The following is an 18571-nucleotide window of genomic DNA, read 5'->3' on the forward strand; positions in this document are numbered from 1 at the left end:
CTGAGAGGCCCCCGTCAGGCCTCGCTCTGGTGGAGTGGCCGAGAGGCGAGGCAACGGCCTGCAAAGCCGTGTACACGGGTTCAAATCCCGTCTCCACCTCGCAGCACACGCAAGGGCGATTAGCTCAGTGGGAGAGCGCTACCTTGACACGGTAGAGGCCACTGGTTCAATCCCAGTATCGCCCACGAGTCGGGCCACCGTGTTCGGCGCTGACGCGCCTTCCCCGGTGGCCCGCAATGCTTTCCCGGGGGACGCCCCCCGGACCCCCGAGTCGGGCCACCATGGTCGGCGCTTTTCGGCGCCTTCCCGGGGGCCCGCAATGCTTTCCCGGGGGACGACCCCCGGACCCCCGATGTGGGGGACTCCGTCCCCCACTCCCCCTGCGCGCGGGGCTGGACTTTGCGGCACGCTTTCAGAACTCACGTGGCCCGGCCCCTGTCGGCGCGCGGATGCGTCGGAGCCAGGGCTAAGCCGTTGTAGACGCGCTAGCCACTCGGCAGCCTTGGCGGTGGCAGCAGAGCCTGGTTCATATATTGGCGGCACTAGTCCTTCGCTGGCCCTGGGACGGGCGACCGTCTCAACGATGCGCTGATGGGCTGTGCCTCAGCGCGTTGACTCTCACATCTTTGTGAGGGCCTTGCGTCTCGTCATGACCGCTGGTGCTGGGCGTCAGCGTCCGGCAATGCCGCTACCTCATGACGAGAGAGAACATTTTCTCTGCGCTGCCTTGGGCGTCCTGATTCGCGGGGTTCTGCGCGATGTCCGGGGTCAGGGGTCGAGTACGGCGGCGGTGGCTTCGATCTCTACGAGTTGGTCGGCGTAGCCGAGCACGGTGACGCCGATCAGTGTGCTGGGGACGTCGTGGTCGCCGAACGCGTCTCGGACCACCTGCCATGCCGTCGCCAGGTCCTCCTGCCGGGAGGAGGCCACGAGTACGCGGGTGCTGATGACGTCGTGCAGCGCCGCGCCGGAGTCCGCCAGGGCGGTCCTCATGTTCTCCAGGGCCTTGGCCGCCTGCCCGGCGTAGTCGCCTGTGGCGGCGGTGGAGCCGTCCTCGTTCAGCGGACACGCCCCGGCGAGGAAGATCAGCCGTGCCTCCGCCGGGGCGGTCGCCGCGTAGGCGTACTCGGCGGCGGAGGACAGGGACGCGGAGCGGATCAGCGTGACGGCGCGGGGCATGGCGTTCCTCTGGCGTGGGGCTGTGGGGCTCACACCCTTCCAAAGGTCGACCCGGCGGTCGACGCATTTTCTCGCCGGCGTCAGCGCCGGAGCTGCGGGGTGAACGCCGCCGCGCGGGCGTAGAGCTTGTACAGCTTGAACTGGCCGGCGAAGGAGAGGCCGCAGGCGTTGTCGAGGACGCTGGTCGCCTTCTGGTTGCTGAGGGTGGTGCCGCGTGCCCCGGGGTGGTCGATCTGGCCGCCCATGAACACCTGCATCCTGGTCAGCATGTGGTCTCGCTGGTCGGTGTTCATCTCGTGCCAGGAGTGGCAGGTCACCGCCGCGAGCAGCGCGTCGTTGAGCTCTCCCCCCGCGCCGTGGTCGTGGTCGTCGGCGGGCGCCGCCTTCCCCGCGGTCGGGGACGTGAACCAGGGACACGGGCCGCCGGGCTTCAGGTCGGACATGCAGACGAACAGTTCGGCCTCGTTCCCGAGGTTGCCGAGTCCGATGCTCAGCCAGGGGATCTTGCCGTTCAGGCAGTCGGGCAGGTTCTTCGGGGAGCCGGTCGCGTTGCCGTTGGAGTACCAGCAGTTGCCCACGTTGCCGGGGAAGGCGTCCCACCAGAAGTCCACGCCGTTGCCGGACATCGTGTTGCCGTGGAACGAGTTGCGGTGGGACGTGGACAGCTTCAGGGGGTCGCAGCCCGTGATGGGCCCGTTCCCAGGCCCGCAGACGAAGGCGTCGGGGACGGCGAACAGCATGGCGCCGCGCTTCTTGTTGTCACGGAACCGGTTGTCGCGGACCACGTTGTCGTCGCCGCCGGCGATCCACATGCCGGTGCCGACGGGGACCGGCACCGACGGCACCACGTCACTGCCGGGCAGGTAGGGGTTGAAGTTGTTGGAGTAGAAGTCGTTCTTCTCGATCAGGTCGCCCTGTTGCGGGAAGCCGGGGTGCCCCGCCGCGGTGAACACGTCGGTCGTGAAGCCGAGACCGTTGTCGTAGAAGTTGTTGTGGTGCAGCCAGGTGCCGCTGCCGTCCGTGCCGGAGTAGCCGCTGGTGTTGTGGTGGGAGTCGCAGTAGCGGATCTCCTGGCTGTACCGCGCCGTCGGATAGACCTTCGGGTCGCGGCCCGCCGAGGTCTTGGCGCCCGACCCCGGATAGAGCCCGGAGTCGCCGTTGCCCGCCGCCTCGCAGTTCTGCATCACGCCGTGGTCCTCGACGAAGGTGAGCACGCCGTACTCGCCCGCGTAGAAGGTCTTGAAGCGGTCGAGCAGGTACCCGTTGCTCTCCAGCACGTAGATGTCGTGCTCCTCGGCGTGCCGGACGGTCACGTTCCGCAGGACGAAGCCGTCGGCCCGGTCGGCGCGGATGCCCACGTCCTTCGCCGAGCGGCGCGGGCCGCCGTTGCCTGACGAGGGGTCGCCGGCCTCCACCACCACGTCGTCCGCGCTGACGCCGGACCCCTCGACCTGGAGGTTGCAGCGCACGCACGCGCCCCGGTTGGGGATGCCGTGCCGGTCGACCAGCGGCGGGTCCGGGTCCTTGCCGGAGCCGGGCGAACGGCCCAGCACGGCGATGAGGTTGGCGTCGTTCTGGCACATGTACTCGCCGAGGTAGGAGTAGGCCCCCGTGCTCAGCTTGTACGGGTCGCACGCCTTGTCGTGGGTGGGCTTCGCGCGCGAGGTGGGCTCGGTGTAGACGCCCGGCAGGACCACGACCCGGTCGTTGTTGCCCGAGTCGGTCACCGCGGGCTGGATCTCGCCGTACCGGCACCGCGAGGCCAGCGCCCGGTTGATCCGCGTGAGCTCCCGCGCCTCCGCGGCGCTGAACCGCCGGTGGTCGTGCGGCCGGATGTCGTAGCCCGACTTCCGCGCCCGCTTGATCGAGGCCTCCAGCCGCTTGAGCGAGTCGGGGCGGCACACGACGCGGGTCTCGCTGCCCTTGCTCGTCGTGATCGACGAGGCCAGGCTCCTGGCCTTGGGCACCGCGCCGCCCGCACACGGGCTGACCGAGCAGTCCGGGCCGGGCAGCGGCCAGTACGAGGGACGCTCGATGTGCGCGTCCGCGCTCGCCATCAGCCCGAGGACCAGCCCGGCCGCGGTGGCGACGATCAACCAGAGTCTGCCGAGATACCGTCTGCCCATCAGCCAACCCTCGTCCCGGAGACCTCGGCCAAGCGCTTGCTCGACCAACGGCCCCACGAATCACGAAATTTGAGTGAAATTCACGTTCAATCTAGCTGCGCGCAGGTCGGAAGATCCCGCCCAGCGTCCACAACCGGTCACCACTGCCCCGGACGGAGGGCGCGAGTACGATGGCGCCGCAGTCGGGGGAAGGTCTCCTTGTGAACGGCTGGGCACTTTCGCTCGTTCTCGTCGCCGCGGTGGTGCACGCGTTCTGGAACTTCTCCGCGAAGCGGGTCGGCGACGGAGGGGCGGCCTTCGTCTTCCTCTACTACACCGTTTCGGCCATGGTGTTCGGCCCCGCCGCGGCGGTACTCCTGGTGCTGGAGCCTCAGCGTCCGCAGTGGACATGGCTGCTCGCCGCACTGGTGACCGCGATCCTGCACGTGGCGTACGGGATCGTGCTGCAGCGCGGGTACGCCGTCGGCGACCTGTCGGTGGTCTATCCCCTGGCCAGGGGCACCGGACCGCTGCTGTCGGTGCTGGTGGCGGTCCTCTTCCTCGGCGAGGACCCCGGCCTGCCGGGGCTGGTCGGCGCGCTCCTGGTGATCGCCGGCGTCCTGGTCGTCAGCAGCGGCGCACCGGCGGAGGGCGGCGCCTCGCCGGCACGGCGCCGCGCGGGCGTCTTCTACGGCGTGCTGACCGGGGTCATGATCGCGGGCTACACGCTGTGGGACGCGCATTCGGTGACGGAACTGGCGGTCCCGCCGGTGGTCTACTTCGGCTCCGGCGCGCTCGCCCAGAGCCTGCTCCTCGCGCCGTACGCGTTGCGGGACAGGGCGCGGGTCGCCCGGCTGTGGCGCGACCACCGGCGCGAGGTGCTCACCATCGGCCTGCTGTCGCCGGTGGCGTACCTGCTCGTGCTCTTCGCGCTCCGGATCGCGCCGGTCAGCCTGGTCGCTCCCGCCCGTGAGCTGAGCATCGTGCTCGGCGGACTGGCCGCGTGGCGGGTGCTCGGCGAGACGAACGCCGTCCGCCGTCTGGCGGGCTCGGTCGTGGTGCTGGCCGGGATCGCCGCCATCGCGATGGCCTGACTCCCGGACGGACCCGCCCGGGAGTCAGAGGGCGATGGCGACCTTCCCCCGGGCGTGGCCGCGCTCGATGTAGCGAAGGGCCTCGGGGAGTTCGGCGAACGGGTAGGTCCGGTCGATGACGGGCGTGACCTGCTCCTGCTCCATCAGCCCGGCCAGGAACCGCAGGTCCGCGGAGTTGGGTTTCCAGCCGACGGAGTCGATGCGCTGGCTGACGAAGGGGGAGGCCAGAGCGCCGCGGACGATCTGCCCCGCGGGGCCGAGCAGCCCGCCGCGCGGCGAGGCGATGCCGCCCACGATCACCAGCGTGCCGCGGGACGTCAGGCAGCGTCGCAGTTCGGCGAGCGGCCGGTCGCCCACGATGTCCATGAGCAGGTCGTACCGTCCGGTCCGCTTCGTGAAGTCCTCGTGGGTGTAGTCCACGACATGGTCCGCGCCCAGGGAGCGGACCAGTTCGAGGTTGCGGGTGCTGCACACGCCGGTGACCTCGGCTCCGAACGCCTTGGCGAGCTGGACGGCGAACGTCCCGATGCCGCCGGAGGCCCCGTTCACGAGGACGCGCTGCCCGGCGGAGATCCTGCCGGTGTCCCGCAGCCCTTGCAGCGCGGTGTGCGCGGCCATCGACACCGACGCGGCCTGCTCGAAGGCGAGACGGGCGGGCTTGACGGCCAGCCGGTCCTGCGGGACGGCGACGGCCTCGGCGAACGCCCCCAGGCGGACCTCCCCGAAGACCTCGTCGCCGGGGCGCAGCCCGGTCACCGCGCCGCCCGTCCGCTCCACGACGCCGGCGAGGTCGGCGCCGAGGATGAGGCCCGGTCTCGGCCGCCGCAGCCCGCAGCTGAGCCGCACCAGCTTCGGGTCGGCCCGCATGTGACGCCAGTCGTAGGGGTTGACGGACGCCGCCCGTACCCGGACGAGCACCTCGTCAGGGGCGATGTCGGGTTCGTCGACGTCCTTGAGGGCCAGCACGTCGGTCGGGCCGTAGCGGTCCCAGGTCCAGGCCTTCATGGCGACCTTCTCTCCCGAAGGCGCGGGGGACGCATCCGTCGTACGCCGTAAGGTTCTCATACGCCGTAAGGTATTCGTACGACGTAAGGCAGTCAAGGCCCCGCAGGGCGGACTTTGTCGGGGGGGACGTCCGGTGCGCTCGCGGGCGACCGGCAAGGATCACCTGCCGGCGGCGCGGCGCCGCTCCAGCCCTTCGAGGATCAGGTCGAGGGCGAACTCGAACTCGAACTGGTCGTCGCAGAAGCCCAGGGTGCCGTCAGGATCGTCGTGGGCGGCGTCCGCCAGCATCCCGGCGAGGTGGGGGAACCGGCCGGCCATCTGCTCCATCAGGGCAGGATCGTCGGCGGCCTGAGCCTCGCCGGGCTGGAACAGCTCCTGAGCGAACCCGAGGGCGCGGCTGCCCAGGACGTGCAGCGCGCGGTGGGCCAGGTCGAAGGAGAGACCGCCCGCCCGGAGGAGGCCGACGACCTGGTCGTAGTACGCGATGACGACCGGGTTCATGGTGCTGCGGGTGCCGAGCAGTTGCGGGGCCCAGCGGTGGCGGAGGAGGACGTCCCGGGCGGCGAGGATCCGCGCGCGCAGCGCCCCCCGCCAGTCCCGCTCGGGGGGCGGGGCCTCGGTCTCCTCCACCGCCGTCATGATCTCGTCGAGCACCACCTCCACCACCCCGTCGAGAACGGCCTCCTTGTTGGCCACATGGTGGTAGAGCGACATCGCCTCGACACCGACCTCCTGGGCGAGCCGGCGCATGGTGAGGGATTCGAGGCCGTCGCGGTCGGCGAGCCGCACGGCCGCCCGCAGCACCCGCCTGCGGCTCAGCGGGACGCGGGGCTGCTCGGTCAGCTCGTCGGCGTCGGCCCGTGAACTCATGGATCTTCCTCCCGGCGCACTGTACCCGTACACGGTAAGTCCGGCCCGGCAGCTCTAGGGCCTCGGGTGTGGGGGTGGGCGGTTCGGGCGGTAGGGGGCGAGCGCGGGGGACGGTCGGCCGGCGAGCTCCTGGGCGATCAGGGCGGCGAGGTGGGGGGCGAGGGTGATGCCGCTGTGGGTGACGGCGGTGTACAGGCCGGGGCGCTGGAAGCCGATGAGCGGGTACCCGTCCGCCGGCAGGGGCCGGACGCATCGCCGTACGTCGGAGATGTTCGCGGCCAGGGCGGGGATGAGCGCACGCGCGCGGGCGAGCAGCTCGCCGCCGACCTGCCGGATGAGCGCCGGGGAGGCCGACTCGTCGATTCCGGCGTCCAGGTCGTCGGCCTCCAGGACCAGTCCCCCGGCCTCCGCGGGCCGGGCGGACAGGCCGGGGGCGTGGACGAGTCCGTTGAGGACGCCCTGTGCGGGAGAGGTGGTGGCGACGAGGCACGGGGCGGCCGAGCCGGGCTCGGACGGGTCGACCATCGGGAGGGGGACCCCGGCGGTGGCCAGGAGCGCGGGGCTGCGCCGCCCCGCCGCGCAGACCGTGAGGTCGGCGTCCAGGTCGCGGCCGTCGTCGAGCCGTATGCCGGTCACGCGGTCGCCGTCGGTGTTGAGGCGGACCGCCCGGTGGCCCGTCACGACGTCGGCGCCGTGTTCACGGGCGCGCCGGGCCAGAGCCCGCGCGGCGGGGCCTCCATGCACGTAGGCCTCGTCCGGGTAGTGCGCGACGAGTGCGTCCGGTGGAACCGCGACGTGCGGTTCCAGCTCGTGGAGGCGGTCGGAAGTGATCAGGTCGGCGGCGTAGCCGAGGCCGGAGAGCCGGGCGACCCGGTCGGCCAGCCGCTCCTTGGCTTCATCGGCGGTCGCCCACATGATGTTGCCCGACGGCCGGTGCCAGGCGGGGTCGCCGAAGCCGGCCGCCAGGTCGCGCCAGGTGGACATCGCCGCCGTCCGGAACCGGTGGTAGGCCGGGTCCGCGGGGTCGTTGGCGTTGATCCACGCATAGCTCGTGCCGGACGTCCCGGCGCCGGGCCCCTCCCCCTCGACCACGGTGAGGCGCGCGGGGGCGCCGGACGCCGGGCGGGTGAGCCGGTCGGCCAGCGCGGCCCCGATGATCCCCGCTCCCACGACCAGTACGCGCATGCCCCCAGGATGGCAGCCGCCCCCGGCTCCGCTGTTCTGCGGTGGGCGGAATTCCTGGGGCCCGCAGCTCGGCCGATCTACGATGTTCGCATGGCCGAGACCGCGCGACCGCTCATGCCCGCCGACGACGTGCCCGCCGACGAGACGCCCCGCGAGCCGAACGCGGCGCGCCGGGCGGAGCCGCTGTGGCGCGACGCGCTCGGCCAGAGCCTGCGGCGCCTGCGCCTCGAACGCGGCGAGATACTGGTGGAGACCGCCCGCCGCGCCGGGGTCTCGCCGCAGTACCTCTCGGAGATGGAGCGCGGCGTCAAGGAGCCGTCGAGCGAGATGATCGCCGCCGTCGCCGGCGCCCTGGACGTGACGCTCGGCGACCTGACGCTCGCGATCGCGACGACGCTGCTGGCCGTGCCGGCCGGAGCGGCTCCGGCCGGCCCGACCTGCCAGGTCGCGTACGCCCTGGCCGCGTAGGCGGACCACGCCGCGTAGGCGGACCACTACGCGGGCATCGGCTGCCGCTCCTCGATCACGTGGTCGATGAGGCCGTAGTCCTGCGCCGTGTTCGCGGTGAACACGCGGTCGCGGTCGGTGTCGGCGCGCAGGGTCGCGACGTCCTGCCCGGTGTGCCGGGAGAGGATGCCCTCGATGTCGGCGCGCACCCGGACGACCTCGTCCGCCTGGAGGATGAGGTCCGGGATCGCTCCGCGGCCCTGCCCCATCGGCTGGTGCAGGACGACGCGGGTGTGGGGAAGCGCCGCGCGTTTGCCGGGAGTGCCCGCGGCGAGGAGGACGGCGCCGACGGCGACCGCCTGCCCCACGCACGTCGTCGCCACCTGCGGGCGGATGTAGCGCAGCGTGTCGTACACGGCGAGCATCGCGCTCGGGTCTCCCCCTTCGCAGTTGATGTACAGCTGGATGTCGCGCTCGGGGCTGTCGGACTCCAGGAACAGCAGCTGCGCGACGAGCGCGTTCGCGACCCCCGCGTCGATGGCGGTGCCGAGATAGATGATCCGCTCGGTCAGCAGGTGCGAGTAGACGTCCATGACGCGTTCGCCGCGGGGGTGCTGCGCGATGACGTTCGGGATCGTGTAGGTGCTCATCGTGCGGCTCCTGACGGGGCGCCGAGCCCCACGGGTCGGTGACGGGTGGGCATGACCTCGTCGAACGTGCTGACGATCGCGTCGACGAACCCGTATTCGAGTGCTTCGCCCGCCGTGTACCAGCGGTCGTGCAGCGAGTCCTCGAAGACCTGCTCGATGGGCTGGCCGGTGTCCTCGGCGATGAGCCCGAGCACCGTGTCGCGTGTGTGGCGCAGGTCGTTCGCCTGCAGTTCGATGTCGACGGCGGCGCCCGCGATCCCGGCGGAGCCCTGGTGCATCAGCACGCGGGCGTGCGGCATGGCGCGGCGCTTGCCCCGGGTGCCGGACGACAACAGGAACTGACCGGCGCTGTAGGCGATGCCGAGCACCAGTGTGGACACCTCGCACGGGATGAGCCGCATGACGTCGCGGATCGCCAGCATCGACGGCACCGACCCGCCGGGGGAATGGATCCACAGCGCGATGTCGGTCGAGGAGTCCTCCCTCGCCAGGATCATCATCTGCGTCGCCAGCAGCGTGCCGTTGTCGTCGTCCAGCGGGCCGTCGAGGACGAGAACGCGCTGCTGGTAGAGCTCGCGCCGCACTCGTTCGTTGAACAACGGGATTGCCTGTTCCTCGCTCATGCCCTTCACTCTGCGTCCGCCCGCGCACCGGTGACAGCCTGATCTGCCCACGGCGGATCCGCCCAGAGCAGCGCGGCCCGCCTGGGTCCGCGGGCCCGCGGGGCGTATTTGCGCGCGCGAGGGCATGTTGCCTGGTCAGCGCGGGTATCAGGAGTGTTCGGACGTGAGGCCGGACGGACGCCGGGGGGAAGCTGTGCGCGAGGAGACCAGGGGCATGGACGCCGAGACGGACGTCGAGCGGCGCGTCCAGCGCGTCGGAACCGGTGCGAGCGACCGGCCGGGAATGCTCCAAACCGAGGCCGGGCCGGGCGGGGACGAGGCCGAGACCGATGTCCGGCAGCGCGTCCGGCACCTCGGGACGGGCGGGCACGGCGATGTCGGGGACCGCGCGCCGGAGTCGGCGGGCGAGCGGGCCCACGCCGATGTGCAGCGGCGCATCCGGGGCGTGGGGACGGGCGCGAGCCAGGCCGCCGGGACGCTCGGGTCGGACCCGGCGCCCGACACCGGCGGCGCGCGCAGGGACGTCGAGCGGCGCGTCCGGCATCTCGGGACGGGCGCCAGCGGCACCGCCGGGGACGCGACGCGCAGCGAGCGGTGAGCGTCAGGGCGCGGGGGCGTCCACGGGCGGGGTGCCGTGCGTGTGGAAGGACTCGATGGTCTTCAGCCCCCACGCCTGGCCCTTGGCGCGTTCGGCCTCGGTCCAGGTGATGGTCTTCCAGTCCGGGGCCAGGATGAGGCGGGCGCAGGGGTTGCACAGCTCGATGCGGTTGCCGCCCGGCTCGTAGACGTAGAGGAAGAACGTCTGCTGGATGGCGTGCTTGTGCGGGCCGGTCTCGATGAAGACGTCGTTGTCGAGGAAGATGTCGGCGGCCCGCAGGATGTCCTCGCGGGTGTCGGTGGCGAACGCGATGTGGTGCAGGCGGCCGCGGGCGCCCGTCCGGTCGCGCGTGTAGACCAGGTCGTAGGACTTGTTGGTGAAGGTCAGCCACCGGGCGCCGATGGCGCCGTCGTCCAGCCGGATCTGCTCGGTGGGGTGCCCGCCGAGGACGTCGCGGACGAACCCGGTGCTCGGTTCCACCTCGGCGGCCAGGAAGTTGACGTGGTCGAGGCGGCGGACGCAGACGCCGAGCGCCGGATAGGCCTGCGCCTGGTTCTTCAGCGACGGCCTCAGCTCCGGCGGCGCCTCGTACCACTGCGACTCCCAGTAGATCTCCAGCTCGTGGCCGTCGGGGTCGCGGAACACGTAGGTGGGGCCGATGCCGGGGTCGCCGTCCCGCCAGCCGACGCCGAGCCCGGCCTCCTCGATCGCTCGGACGCGCCGGTCGAGCGCCTCCCGGGAGGACGCGCGCAGCCCGGTCCGGCGGATGCCGGAGGTGGTGTGCGCGGTCAGCTTGAGGGTGTGGTGCTCGTAGTCGTCCCAGGTGCGCAGGTACACCGAGTCGCCCTCGGCGCCGACCTCGGTGAGGCCCATGACGCGGGTGAAGAACCAGAGGCTCCTGTCCGGTTCGGGGGTCAGCATCTCGACGTGGGCGACGTGCGCGATCTCGTGTCTGACGTTCATGCGGAACTCCGGGGGAAGACGGTGCCGTCGAAGAGCTTGCGGGCGGTGCGGACGATGCTGGACCGGCGCGGGGACATGCCGTCGAGCTCGACCTCGACGTCCAGCCGCCCGGTGGGGTGCTCGACGCTCATCGGCGCGCCGGGCTCGGGGAGCCGCGCCATGTCGTGGCCGACCGCGCCGTCCATGAGCAGCGCGGTGGCCACGCTGACGGCGCCGAGGACGCCGATGGAGGCGTGCGGGCGCAGCGGGATGAAGGTGCGGGTGCAGATCGTCCCGCCGTCGCGGGCGGGGGCGACCAGCGTGGTCTTGGGGACCGGGGCGCCGGAGACGTCGCCGAGGCCCATCAGCTCGCCGGCCCGCAGGCGCAGCGCCTGGACACGGTCGCGCAGGCCGTCGTCGGCGGCGAGCTCGTCGGGCGTCTCGTAGCCGGTGACACCGAGGTCGCGGGCGGCGGCGACCACGACCGGCATCCCGTTGTCGACGCAGGTGACCGCGACGCCGTCGACGACGTCACGGACGTTGCCGGTGGGCAGCAGCGCGCCGGTGGCCGAGCCCTCGGTGTCCTCGAAGTCCAGCACGATCGGCGCCGCGGTGCCGGGGACGCCGGAGATCGCGGTGTCGCCGTCGTAGCGGACGGCACCGCCCGGGGTCGCGAACCGGGCGGTCGCGACGCTGCCCGAGTTCACCATCAGGATGCGGACGCCGGTGCGCTCGCCGCCGGGCGCCGCGAGGCCGCGTTCGACGGCGAAGGGCCCGATGCCGGCGAGGATGTTGCCGCAGTTCTGCCGGTCGGAGACCGTCGCCGCCTCCACGCCGAGCTGGAGGAAGAGGTACTCGACGTCCACCCCGGGCCGGTCGGAGGGGGTGACGACGGCGACCTTGCTGGTCAGCGGGTGGGCGCCGCCGATCCCGTCGATCTGCCGCGGGTCGGGCGTGCCCATGATCCGCAGCAGCAGGGCATCGCGCTCGCCCGGGTCGGCGGGCAGGTCGGCGGCGAGGAAGTAGGCGCCCTTGGAGGTGCCGCCCCGCATCAGCATGCAGCGCACCCCGTTCATGTCTCCTCGTACTCCTCGTAGGGGACGTACTCGATGCCCATTCCGGGGAGCCGGTCGCGGAGCCCGTACCGGTCGAGGCCGAGCTGCCCCTCGCGGAACGCGGCGCGGGTCGCCTCCTCCTTCTCCGCGCGCGCCCGCGCGGCGGTGACGGCGCGGGGCACGTCCTGCCGGGCGACGCGCATCACGCCGTCGTCGTCGGCGACGATCGCGTCGCCGGGACGGATCGTCTGCCCGCCGACGGCGATCGGCACGTTGACGGCGCCGGGCGTGGCCTTCACGGTGCCCTGCGCGCTGACGGCCGCCGACCACACGGGGAAGCCGATGCGGTGCAGGTCGGCCACGTCCCGCACTCCGGCGTCGATGACGAGGCCGCGAACGCCGCGGTGCTGGAGGGCGGTCGCGAACAGCTCGCCGAACATCCCGTCGGTGGACGGGGAGGTGGTCGCCACCACCAGCACGTCCCCGGGACGGCACTGCTCCACCGCGACATGGATCATCAGGTTGTCGCCCGGCCAGGACAGGACCGTGACCGCGGTCCCGGCGATGCGCGATCCGAGGTGCACCGGCCGCAGGGACGGGCCGAGGCAGCCCGTCCGTCCCATCGCCTCGTGGACGGTCGCCACGCCGTGCCCCCCGAGCGCGTCGACCTGCGCGAGGTCAGCGCGGGGCGGGTCGGTGACCACGATCGTTCTCATGCCAGCACGTCCGTGGTCTGCGGGTACAGCCGCACGTACGCCTCGGCCATGGTGTCGTGCGCCAGTCCGAGGTTCGGCCCGGCGTTGCGCTTGAGCTGGACGCCGCGCCGCCTGGCCAGGTCGGTGTAGTAGTCCCACATGTGCCGTTGCGCGGGCAGGCACTCCATGGCCTTGCGCTTGCGGTCGAACACCGGCGTGATGTCGAGCAGGACGTCCGGCTTGAAGTCGCACTGCTCCGGCTGGTGCGGCTCGAAGAAGAACACCGGGGGCGCGCCGAGCGGCTCGCCCGGCGCGTCGTACCCGATCGCCTGGGCCAGCACCCGCGCCTGCAACGCCATCCGCGCGGCGGCCGGGTGGTCGCCGTTGTAGGGGTCGGCCGGCGGATGGGTCAGCACCACGGCGGGCTCGAAGTCGCGGTACACCCGCACCAGCCGGTCCACCAGCTCGGGGCTCTCCGGGAGCGGGTAGTCCCCCGCGTCCAGGAACTCGATATCGGCGCCGAGCTCGGCCGCCGCGGCCTCCGCCTCCGCGCGGCGCACCGCCTTGATCTCGTCGAGGCCCTTCCCCTCGCGCCAGGCGCGCGCGGACTCCCCGCGCTCTCCGTAGCTGAGGCACACCACCTTCGCCCGGTCACCGCGCGAGGCGGCCAGCGCGATCGCGCCGGCCGCACGCCAGACGAAGTCCCCGGCATGGGCGCTGACGACCAGCAACGGACCCGCGGCCGACGCCTTCTCCGCGCTCACCGCAACCTCTGGACTCATCTCAACCTCTCAGATCGTCAACAGTCGTGCATCGCCTGGTGCGTGAACGTGGGCGCGCCTCACGCGTCCGCCGGCCGGTGGCCGCCCTTCGCCTGCTGGACGAGCCGGTAGACCCGGGCCCGCAGTTCGGCGAAGCGCGGGTCGGAGCGGGTGGCGAGCTGGTCGCGCTCGTCCGGCAGGTCGATCGCGACCTCCTCCAGGACGACGGTCGGCGAGTCCGACAGCACGATGACGCGCTGCCCGAGGTAGACGGACTCGTCGATGTCGTGGGTGACGAACAGGACGGTCACCCCGAGCCGGCGCCAGAGGGCCCGGACGAGGTCCTCGAGGTCGGCGCGCGTCTGGGCGTCGACGGCGGCGAAGGGCTCGTCCATCAGCAGGATGTGCGGCTCGTAGGCGACCGCGCGGGCGATCGCCACGCGCTGCTGCATGCCTCCCGACAGCTGCCAGGGGTGGGCGTCGTGGGACTCGGCCAGACCGACGGCCTCCAGCGCCTCCCGCACGAGCCGCCGCCGTTCCGCCTTCGGGACCCTCTTCTCCTTCAGCGGGCGTTCGACGTTCTGCCGCACCGTCATCCAGGGGAACAGGCTGCGGCCGTACTCCTGGAAGACCACGGCCATGCCCGGGGGCGGGCCCGTGACCCTCTGCCCTTCGAGCACCACCTCCCCGGACGTGCACCGCAGGAGCCCGGCGACGCATCTCAACAGGGTGGTCTTGCCTGCGCCGGAGGGCCCGACGATGCAGACGAGCTCCCCCGTCCCGACGGAGAAGGTCAGGTCGCGGACCGCTTCGACGTCGCGGCCCCTGCCCTCGTACACCTTCCTCAGGCCGCGGACGTCCAGCAGCGCCGTGGATGTGCCCGGGCTCTTCGCGCCGGTGGGCGTGGTGGTCATGTCAACCCTCTCGCTGCGACCGGCGCAGGCCGGTGTACCAGTTCAGCAGCCGGGTCTCCACGAGCTGGAAGATCCCCGACAGCGCGATCCCGACGAGTCCGAGCAGGAGGATCCCGGTCCACATCTGCGGGATCGAGAAGGCGCGCTGGAACTGGATGATCGTGAAGCCGACCCCGTTGCTCGCCGCGAACATCTCGCTGATCACCATCAGGATGATCCCGATGGACAGCGCCTGCCGCGCGCCCGCGGCGATCCGCGGGCTCGCGCCCCGCAGCACCAGATGGACGAGCCGGGAGTGCGGGCGCATGCGGTAGCACCGGGCGGTGTCGCGCAGCACCTCGTCCAGCGCGCGCACGCCCTCCACCGTGTTCAGCAGGATCGGCCAGACGCATCCGGAGACGATCACCAGGATCTTCATCCCGTTCCCGATGCCGGCGACCAGCATCAGGATCGGCACGAGCACCGGCGACGGGATCGCCCGGAAGAACTCCAGAACCGGTTCCAGGAAGGCCCGCAGGACGCGCACGGAACCGATCGCGATCCCGAGCGCGACCCCCAGGAGCAGCGCCAGGAGGTAGCCCGCGAGCAGGCGCGCCAGGCTGGGGAGCACGTCGGCGGTCAGCCGGCCGTGGAACCATGTGTCGTCGAACGCGCCGACGATCCGGCTCAGCGGGGGCCAGAAGAAGTCCGTGCTGCCCGCCGTCGCCGCCCACCACGCCGCGACCAGCAGCGCGGGCACCGTCACCGCCTGCAGGACCCTTCGCAGGACGCCGAGGACGGTCACGAGACCACCTCCCGGCGGATCGACGGGTGCCATCGCAGCACGCGGCGCTCGGTGGCCCGCGCGAGCACGTTGACGACCACGCCGACGAGGCCGACCACGATGACCAGCGCGTACATCGACGCGACCGCGCCCGACCCCTGCGCCACCGCGATCTGCCTGCCCAGCCCCGGCGACCCGATCACGAGCTCCCCGGTGATCTCCAGGATCAGCGCGACCGCCGCGCCCAGCCGGAACCCGGTCACCACGTACGGCAGGGCGGTCGGCCAGATCACGGTCCGCACCTGCGACAGCGGGCCGAACCGGTACGAGCGGGCCGTCTCCCGGGCGATCGGGTCCACGTCCTGCACCCCGTACAGGACCTGCACCAGGATCTGCCAGAAGGAGGCGTACACGACGAGCAGGAGCGTCGAGCGCATCTCGGTGCCGTACAGCAGCACCGCCAGCGGGATCAGCGCCACCGACGGGATGGGCCGCAGGAACTCGATCGTCGAGGCCAGGGCCGCCCGCACGAACGGGACGCCGCCGATCGGGATGCCCAGGACCACGCCCGCCGCCATCGCCACCGCCAGGCCGATCGCCCAGCCGCGCAGCGTCTCCAGCAGCGCCCGCCAGAACACCGGCGTCCCGGCCTGCTCGGCCAGCGCCGAGGCCATCGCGCTGAACGGTGGCAGGAAACGCTCCTTCACCAGCCCGGCCCTGGGCGCCACCTCCACGACCGCCATGAGGCAGGCCAGGCCGGCGAGGCCGAGGGCCCAGGCGGGAACGGGACGGCGGCGCCGCCCCTCCCGGCCGCTCCCCGTCGCGACGGCCGACGTCACGGCAGGAGGTCCTTGACGTCCGGGGCCGTCTTGATCAGCCCGTCCTGCACCGCGAGGGCCGAGAGCGTCTCCAGCGATGCGGCGTTCACCTGCGCGGGGTAGGTGGGAAGCGTGAGCGAGCCGGTCAGCGCTGGGTCGATCTTGGTGTAGCTGCCGAGCACCTTGCGCACCGCGTCGGGGTTGTCGGCGGCGTACCCGAGCGACTTGCGCATCGCCGAGGCGAACCTCTTCACCATCTCCGGCTTGGCGGCGGCGGTCTTCTGGGAGGTGAAGTAGCCCGCGATGGTCAGGTCGGGGGCGGTGTCCACGTAGTTGGACGCGACCAGCCGGCCGCCGTTCTTCAGCGCGGTCGTCAGGAACGGCTCGACGACCTGGACGGCGTCGACGTTGCCCTTGTCGAGAGCCGCGAGCATGTCCGGAAAGGCGAGCTCGGTGAACCTGACGTTCTCGGCATCGCCTCCGGCCGTCCGGATCGAGGCCCGGACCGTGGTGTCGTTGATGTTGTTCAGGGTGTTGACCGCGACCCGCTTCCCCGCGAGGTCCTTCGCCGACCTGACCGGACTGCCCGTCTTGACGACCACACCCCCGAAGTCCTTGCCCTTGACGCCGGTCGACCCGGCGCCGGGCGCGACGACCTTGAGCGGCAGGCCCTTGGAACGGGCGAGGATCAGCGAGGTGTAGTTGCTGAACCCGAAGTCGACCTGGCCGCTGACGACGGCCGGCACGATCGCGGCGCCGCCCTGGGCGGAGGCGAGCTCCAGCTTCAGCCCCTGCTCGGCGAAGAAGCCCTGCTGCCTCCCGAGGTAGATCGGCGCCACGTCCACGATGGGGATGACGCTGACCTTCACCGAGGCGGGACCGTCCCCGGACGCGTCCGCACCACCCCCTCCGCTTCCGCACGCGGCGAGGAGGAGGGCGCAAGCGGCGGCGGCCGCGGCCGCGCGGATTCTGATCACGGGGCTTCTCCTGGACGGTCGGGGGGCGCCGCCGGGGCACCGCCGGCGTGTCGGCGATGCTACGAATCTGCAGACGAGATTGTCAACAATTTGTGCGTGAAAGTAGCCGCGCAGATTGCGTGCTAGATCGTTGACATTTCGAGGAACGCCCCTCTGGAACCGGCGCTGCCGTTGCCGGGTCCGGGCCGCCGTGATAGTCCCGGAAGCGGGGCGGTGCCGACCGAGAATCCAGGAGCGATCATGGCGGAGCCGAGCACGGAGCGGCTGTCCCGTCCCAGCGGCACTCCCCTGGCCGCGTTCACCTGGGCCGACGTGCGGTCACGGCTGGCCGGCAGCGAGACGTATCTGCTCGCGACCTCGGGCCGCGGCGGAGGCCCTCACGTCGTGCCGGTGCTGGGCGTCTGGCTGGAGGGGGCCGTCTGCCGGTTTCGCCTTCGGGAAGGAGAAGGGGTTCAGTGCGGCCCGCTGGCGCTTCCAGGACGGGGGCGTGCCGTGGCTCAGGAGGGATCGGACGCGGTGAGCGGGGAACGGGCGGCCGACGTGGGTGAGGTCGCCGCGGTGAAGGAGGCGTAGCGGGCGGCGGTGTGGCACGGCGGCCCGCCCGCCTGGTCGCCGGTCGGGTCCTCGGGCGCGCGTACCTGGTCGCGGTGCGGCTGGTCTGAAGGTGGCATGACTCGTCTCCCGAGGCGACCGAAGGAATCGGTCCGCTCGCTACCGCCCCGACCTCGATCTAAACATCCCGCTGGTGCCGGCGGTGCCCGATCGCGCGAAACGGCGGATCCGCACGTCCACCGGCCGTCGCGCCACGCACCCGGCTCACTGTGCGGTGCTCTGTGCGGTGCTCTGCGTGGCGCGGTAGTGGGACGGGGAGACGCCGTACAGGCCGCGGAACGCCTGGCGCAGCGCCTCCTCGCTGCCGAACCCGCAGCGGGCCGCGATCGTCTCGACGGTCAGCGCCGTGCCGGTCAGCAGGTGCGCCGCCGCCTCGCCGCGCGCCCGGCGCACGAACCGTCCCGGGGTCATGCCGAGTTCGGCCAGGAACAGGCGGGCCAGGTGGCGCTGGCTGAGGCCCGCGCGGGCCGCCAGCGCCGCTGTCGAGAGGTCGGCGGCCGGGTTCCCGGCGATGTGCGCGACGGCGTCCTGGACCAGCGAGTGGCGCGCCGAGGGAGCCGTGAACATGCTCATCTGTGCCTGGTTGCCGGGCCGCTGCAGGTACGTCACCAGTTGCCGCGACACGCTCCGGGCCAGGTCCGGGCTCACGTCGGCCTCGATGAACGACAGGGTGAGGTCCAGGGCGGCGGTCACGCCGGCGGACGTGCAGACCCTCCCGTCGGACACGAAGATCGGCCCGCTGTCGAAGTCGACGGCCGGGAACCGGCGCGCCAGGAAGTCGGCGTGCTCCCAGTGGGTCGACGCCCGCCGTCCGTCCAGGAGCCCGGCGGCGGCGAGGACCCCGGCGCCGGTGCACACCGACGCCACGCGGCGCGACTCCAGGCCGAGCCTGCGCACGTGCGCGACCAGCCGCTTGTCCTCCATCGCGTCGACGTAGCCGATGCCCCCCGACACCACCAGCGTGTCGAGTGGTCCGGTGGCGCGCTCCAGCGACCCCTGCGCCTGCAGCGTCAGGCCCGTCCCGGTGTGGATCGGCCTGCCGCCCGGCGAGGCCAGCGTGACCTCGTAGATCCCGCGCCGGTTCAGGAAGTTGGCCACCTGGAGCGCCGACACGACGCAGGCGATGTCCAGCAGTTCGGCCGCCGGGTAGCCCACCACGAGGACGCGCCGCAGTTCGTACATGCCGCCACGATATTGCTCGACACGGCACCTATGATCTATGTCCGATAGACAGCCACCCCAAGTTTTCGGACCTGTCCCCCGTCCGAGACTGGCGGA

20 protein-coding genes and 2 tRNA genes are annotated in these 18571 nt (G+C 72.1%); 5 read left to right on the plus strand and 17 right to left on the minus strand.

The window, feature by feature from the left end; genetic code table 11:
- Nucleotides 1–28: 28 nt before the first annotated feature.
- Both AB0H37_RS35995 and AB0H37_RS36000 read left to right on the plus strand, forming a co-directional pair.
- Nucleotides 29–99: transfer RNA gene (locus tag AB0H37_RS35995), tRNA-Cys, on the plus strand.
- A gap of 14 nt (nt 100–113) precedes the next feature.
- Nucleotides 114–185: transfer RNA gene (locus tag AB0H37_RS36000), tRNA-Val, on the plus strand.
- A 583-nt stretch (nt 186–768) separates the two neighbouring features.
- Here AB0H37_RS36000 and AB0H37_RS36005 read toward each other — a convergent pair.
- Both AB0H37_RS36005 and AB0H37_RS36010 read right to left on the minus strand, forming a co-directional pair.
- The gene (locus tag AB0H37_RS36005; protein WP_329089008.1) at nt 769–1179 is read right to left on the minus strand and encodes a Rid family hydrolase; all 411 of its coding nucleotides are present in this window, start codon (nt 1177–1179) and stop codon (nt 769–771) included.
- An 80-nt stretch (nt 1180–1259) separates the two neighbouring features.
- The gene (locus AB0H37_RS36010; protein ID WP_360617142.1) at nt 1260–3305 is read right to left on the minus strand and encodes a right-handed parallel beta-helix repeat-containing protein; all 2046 of its coding nucleotides are present in this window, start codon (nt 3303–3305) and stop codon (nt 1260–1262) included.
- Nucleotides 3306–3505: 200 nt separating this feature from the next.
- Between AB0H37_RS36010 and AB0H37_RS36015 the strand changes: the two genes are divergently transcribed.
- Nucleotides 3506–4378 carry a DMT family transporter gene (locus tag AB0H37_RS36015; protein WP_360617144.1) on the plus strand — a complete coding sequence of 291 codons (873 nt, stop codon included), beginning with the start codon at nt 3506–3508 and terminating at the stop codon, nt 4376–4378.
- Nucleotides 4379–4402: 24 nt separating this feature from the next.
- Here the strand turns inward: AB0H37_RS36015 and AB0H37_RS36020 are convergent, their stop codons facing one another.
- From AB0H37_RS36020 to AB0H37_RS36030, 3 genes are all read right to left on the minus strand, one after another.
- On the minus strand, nt 4403–5383 hold the full coding sequence (locus tag AB0H37_RS36020) for an NAD(P)-dependent alcohol dehydrogenase (protein WP_360617145.1): 981 nt from the start codon (nt 5381–5383) through the stop codon (nt 4403–4405).
- Nucleotides 5384–5542: 159 nt separating this feature from the next.
- Complete coding sequence (locus AB0H37_RS36025) at nt 5543–6253, minus strand: TetR/AcrR family transcriptional regulator C-terminal domain-containing protein (RefSeq protein WP_360617146.1); 711 nt, start codon at nt 6251–6253, stop codon at nt 5543–5545.
- A gap of 54 nt (nt 6254–6307) precedes the next feature.
- Nucleotides 6308–7438, minus strand: coding sequence for an FAD-dependent oxidoreductase (locus AB0H37_RS36030; protein ID WP_360617147.1), 1131 nt, complete (start codon nt 7436–7438; stop codon nt 6308–6310).
- Between the two features lie 90 nt (nt 7439–7528).
- Here AB0H37_RS36030 and AB0H37_RS36035 point away from each other — a divergent pair, with 90 nt between their 5' ends.
- The gene (locus tag AB0H37_RS36035; protein ID WP_360617149.1) at nt 7529–7906 is read left to right on the plus strand and encodes a helix-turn-helix transcriptional regulator; all 378 of its coding nucleotides are present in this window, start codon (nt 7529–7531) and stop codon (nt 7904–7906) included.
- 26 nt (nt 7907–7932) lie between these two features.
- Here the strand turns inward: AB0H37_RS36035 and AB0H37_RS36040 are convergent, their stop codons facing one another.
- Both AB0H37_RS36040 and AB0H37_RS36045 read right to left on the minus strand, forming a co-directional pair.
- A complete protein-coding gene (locus AB0H37_RS36040) occupies nt 7933–8535 on the minus strand; it encodes an ATP-dependent Clp protease proteolytic subunit (protein ID WP_179835830.1) in 603 nt (200 codons plus the stop codon).
- Nucleotides 8532–9158, minus strand: a complete 627-nt coding sequence (locus tag AB0H37_RS36045; protein WP_179835831.1) for an ATP-dependent Clp protease proteolytic subunit — start codon at nt 9156–9158, stop codon at nt 8532–8534. The genes AB0H37_RS36040 and AB0H37_RS36045 overlap by 4 nt, the downstream gene beginning before the upstream one ends.
- A gap of 214 nt (nt 9159–9372) precedes the next feature.
- On the opposite strand from AB0H37_RS36045, the gene AB0H37_RS36050 reads away from it, so the two are divergent.
- Entirely contained in the window at nt 9373–9756 is a 384-nt protein-coding gene (locus tag AB0H37_RS36050) for a hypothetical protein (protein ID WP_329088998.1), read from the plus strand.
- Nucleotides 9757–9759: 3 nt separating this feature from the next.
- Here the strand turns inward: AB0H37_RS36050 and AB0H37_RS36055 are convergent, their stop codons facing one another.
- The 10 genes from AB0H37_RS36055 to AB0H37_RS36100 all read right to left on the minus strand — a co-directional run bounded on the left by AB0H37_RS36055 (nt 9760) and on the right by AB0H37_RS36100 (nt 18475).
- Nucleotides 9760–10719: a catechol 2,3-dioxygenase gene (locus AB0H37_RS36055; protein ID WP_360617151.1), complete on the minus strand. Its 960-nt coding sequence runs from the start codon at nt 10717–10719 to the stop codon at nt 9760–9762.
- Nucleotides 10716–11774, minus strand: a complete 1059-nt coding sequence (locus AB0H37_RS36060) for a 4-oxalomesaconate tautomerase (RefSeq protein WP_360617153.1) — start codon at nt 11772–11774, stop codon at nt 10716–10718. Before AB0H37_RS36060 ends, AB0H37_RS36055 begins: the two co-directional genes overlap by 4 nt.
- Nucleotides 11771–12469: a 4-carboxy-4-hydroxy-2-oxoadipate aldolase/oxaloacetate decarboxylase gene (locus tag AB0H37_RS36065; RefSeq protein ID WP_360617154.1), complete on the minus strand. Its 699-nt coding sequence runs from the start codon at nt 12467–12469 to the stop codon at nt 11771–11773. Before AB0H37_RS36065 ends, AB0H37_RS36060 begins: the two co-directional genes overlap by 4 nt.
- Nucleotides 12466–13230 (minus strand): PIG-L deacetylase family protein, encoded by a 765-nt coding sequence (locus tag AB0H37_RS36070; RefSeq protein WP_360617155.1) that lies wholly within the window; start codon nt 13228–13230, stop codon nt 12466–12468. The genes AB0H37_RS36065 and AB0H37_RS36070 overlap by 4 nt, the downstream gene beginning before the upstream one ends.
- A 59-nt stretch (nt 13231–13289) precedes the next feature.
- Nucleotides 13290–14123, minus strand: coding sequence for an ABC transporter ATP-binding protein (locus tag AB0H37_RS36075; RefSeq protein ID WP_360617157.1), 834 nt, complete (start codon nt 14121–14123; stop codon nt 13290–13292).
- 1 nt (nt 14124) lies between these two features.
- Nucleotides 14125–14907 carry an ABC transporter permease subunit gene (locus AB0H37_RS36080; RefSeq protein ID WP_360617159.1) on the minus strand — a complete coding sequence of 261 codons (783 nt, stop codon included), beginning with the start codon at nt 14905–14907 and terminating at the stop codon, nt 14125–14127.
- The gene (locus AB0H37_RS36085) at nt 14904–15725 is read right to left on the minus strand and encodes an ABC transporter permease (protein ID WP_360617161.1); all 822 of its coding nucleotides are present in this window, start codon (nt 15723–15725) and stop codon (nt 14904–14906) included. Before AB0H37_RS36085 ends, AB0H37_RS36080 begins: the two co-directional genes overlap by 4 nt.
- Nucleotides 15722–16681 (minus strand): ABC transporter substrate-binding protein, encoded by a 960-nt coding sequence (locus AB0H37_RS36090; RefSeq protein WP_360617162.1) that lies wholly within the window; start codon nt 16679–16681, stop codon nt 15722–15724. The genes AB0H37_RS36085 and AB0H37_RS36090 overlap by 4 nt, the downstream gene beginning before the upstream one ends.
- 497 nt (nt 16682–17178) lie before the next feature.
- On the minus strand, nt 17179–17352 hold the full coding sequence (locus AB0H37_RS36095) for a hypothetical protein (RefSeq protein WP_179835841.1): 174 nt from the start codon (nt 17350–17352) through the stop codon (nt 17179–17181).
- Nucleotides 17353–17497: 145 nt separating this feature from the next.
- Nucleotides 17498–18475, minus strand: a complete 978-nt coding sequence (locus AB0H37_RS36100) for a helix-turn-helix domain-containing protein (protein ID WP_360617164.1) — start codon at nt 18473–18475, stop codon at nt 17498–17500.
- Nucleotides 18476–18571 lie beyond the last annotated feature (96 nt).

It is taken from the genome of Actinomadura sp. NPDC023710 (assembly GCF_040639875.1).
GTDB lineage: Bacteria > Actinomycetota > Actinomycetes > Streptosporangiales > Streptosporangiaceae > Spirillospora > Spirillospora citrea.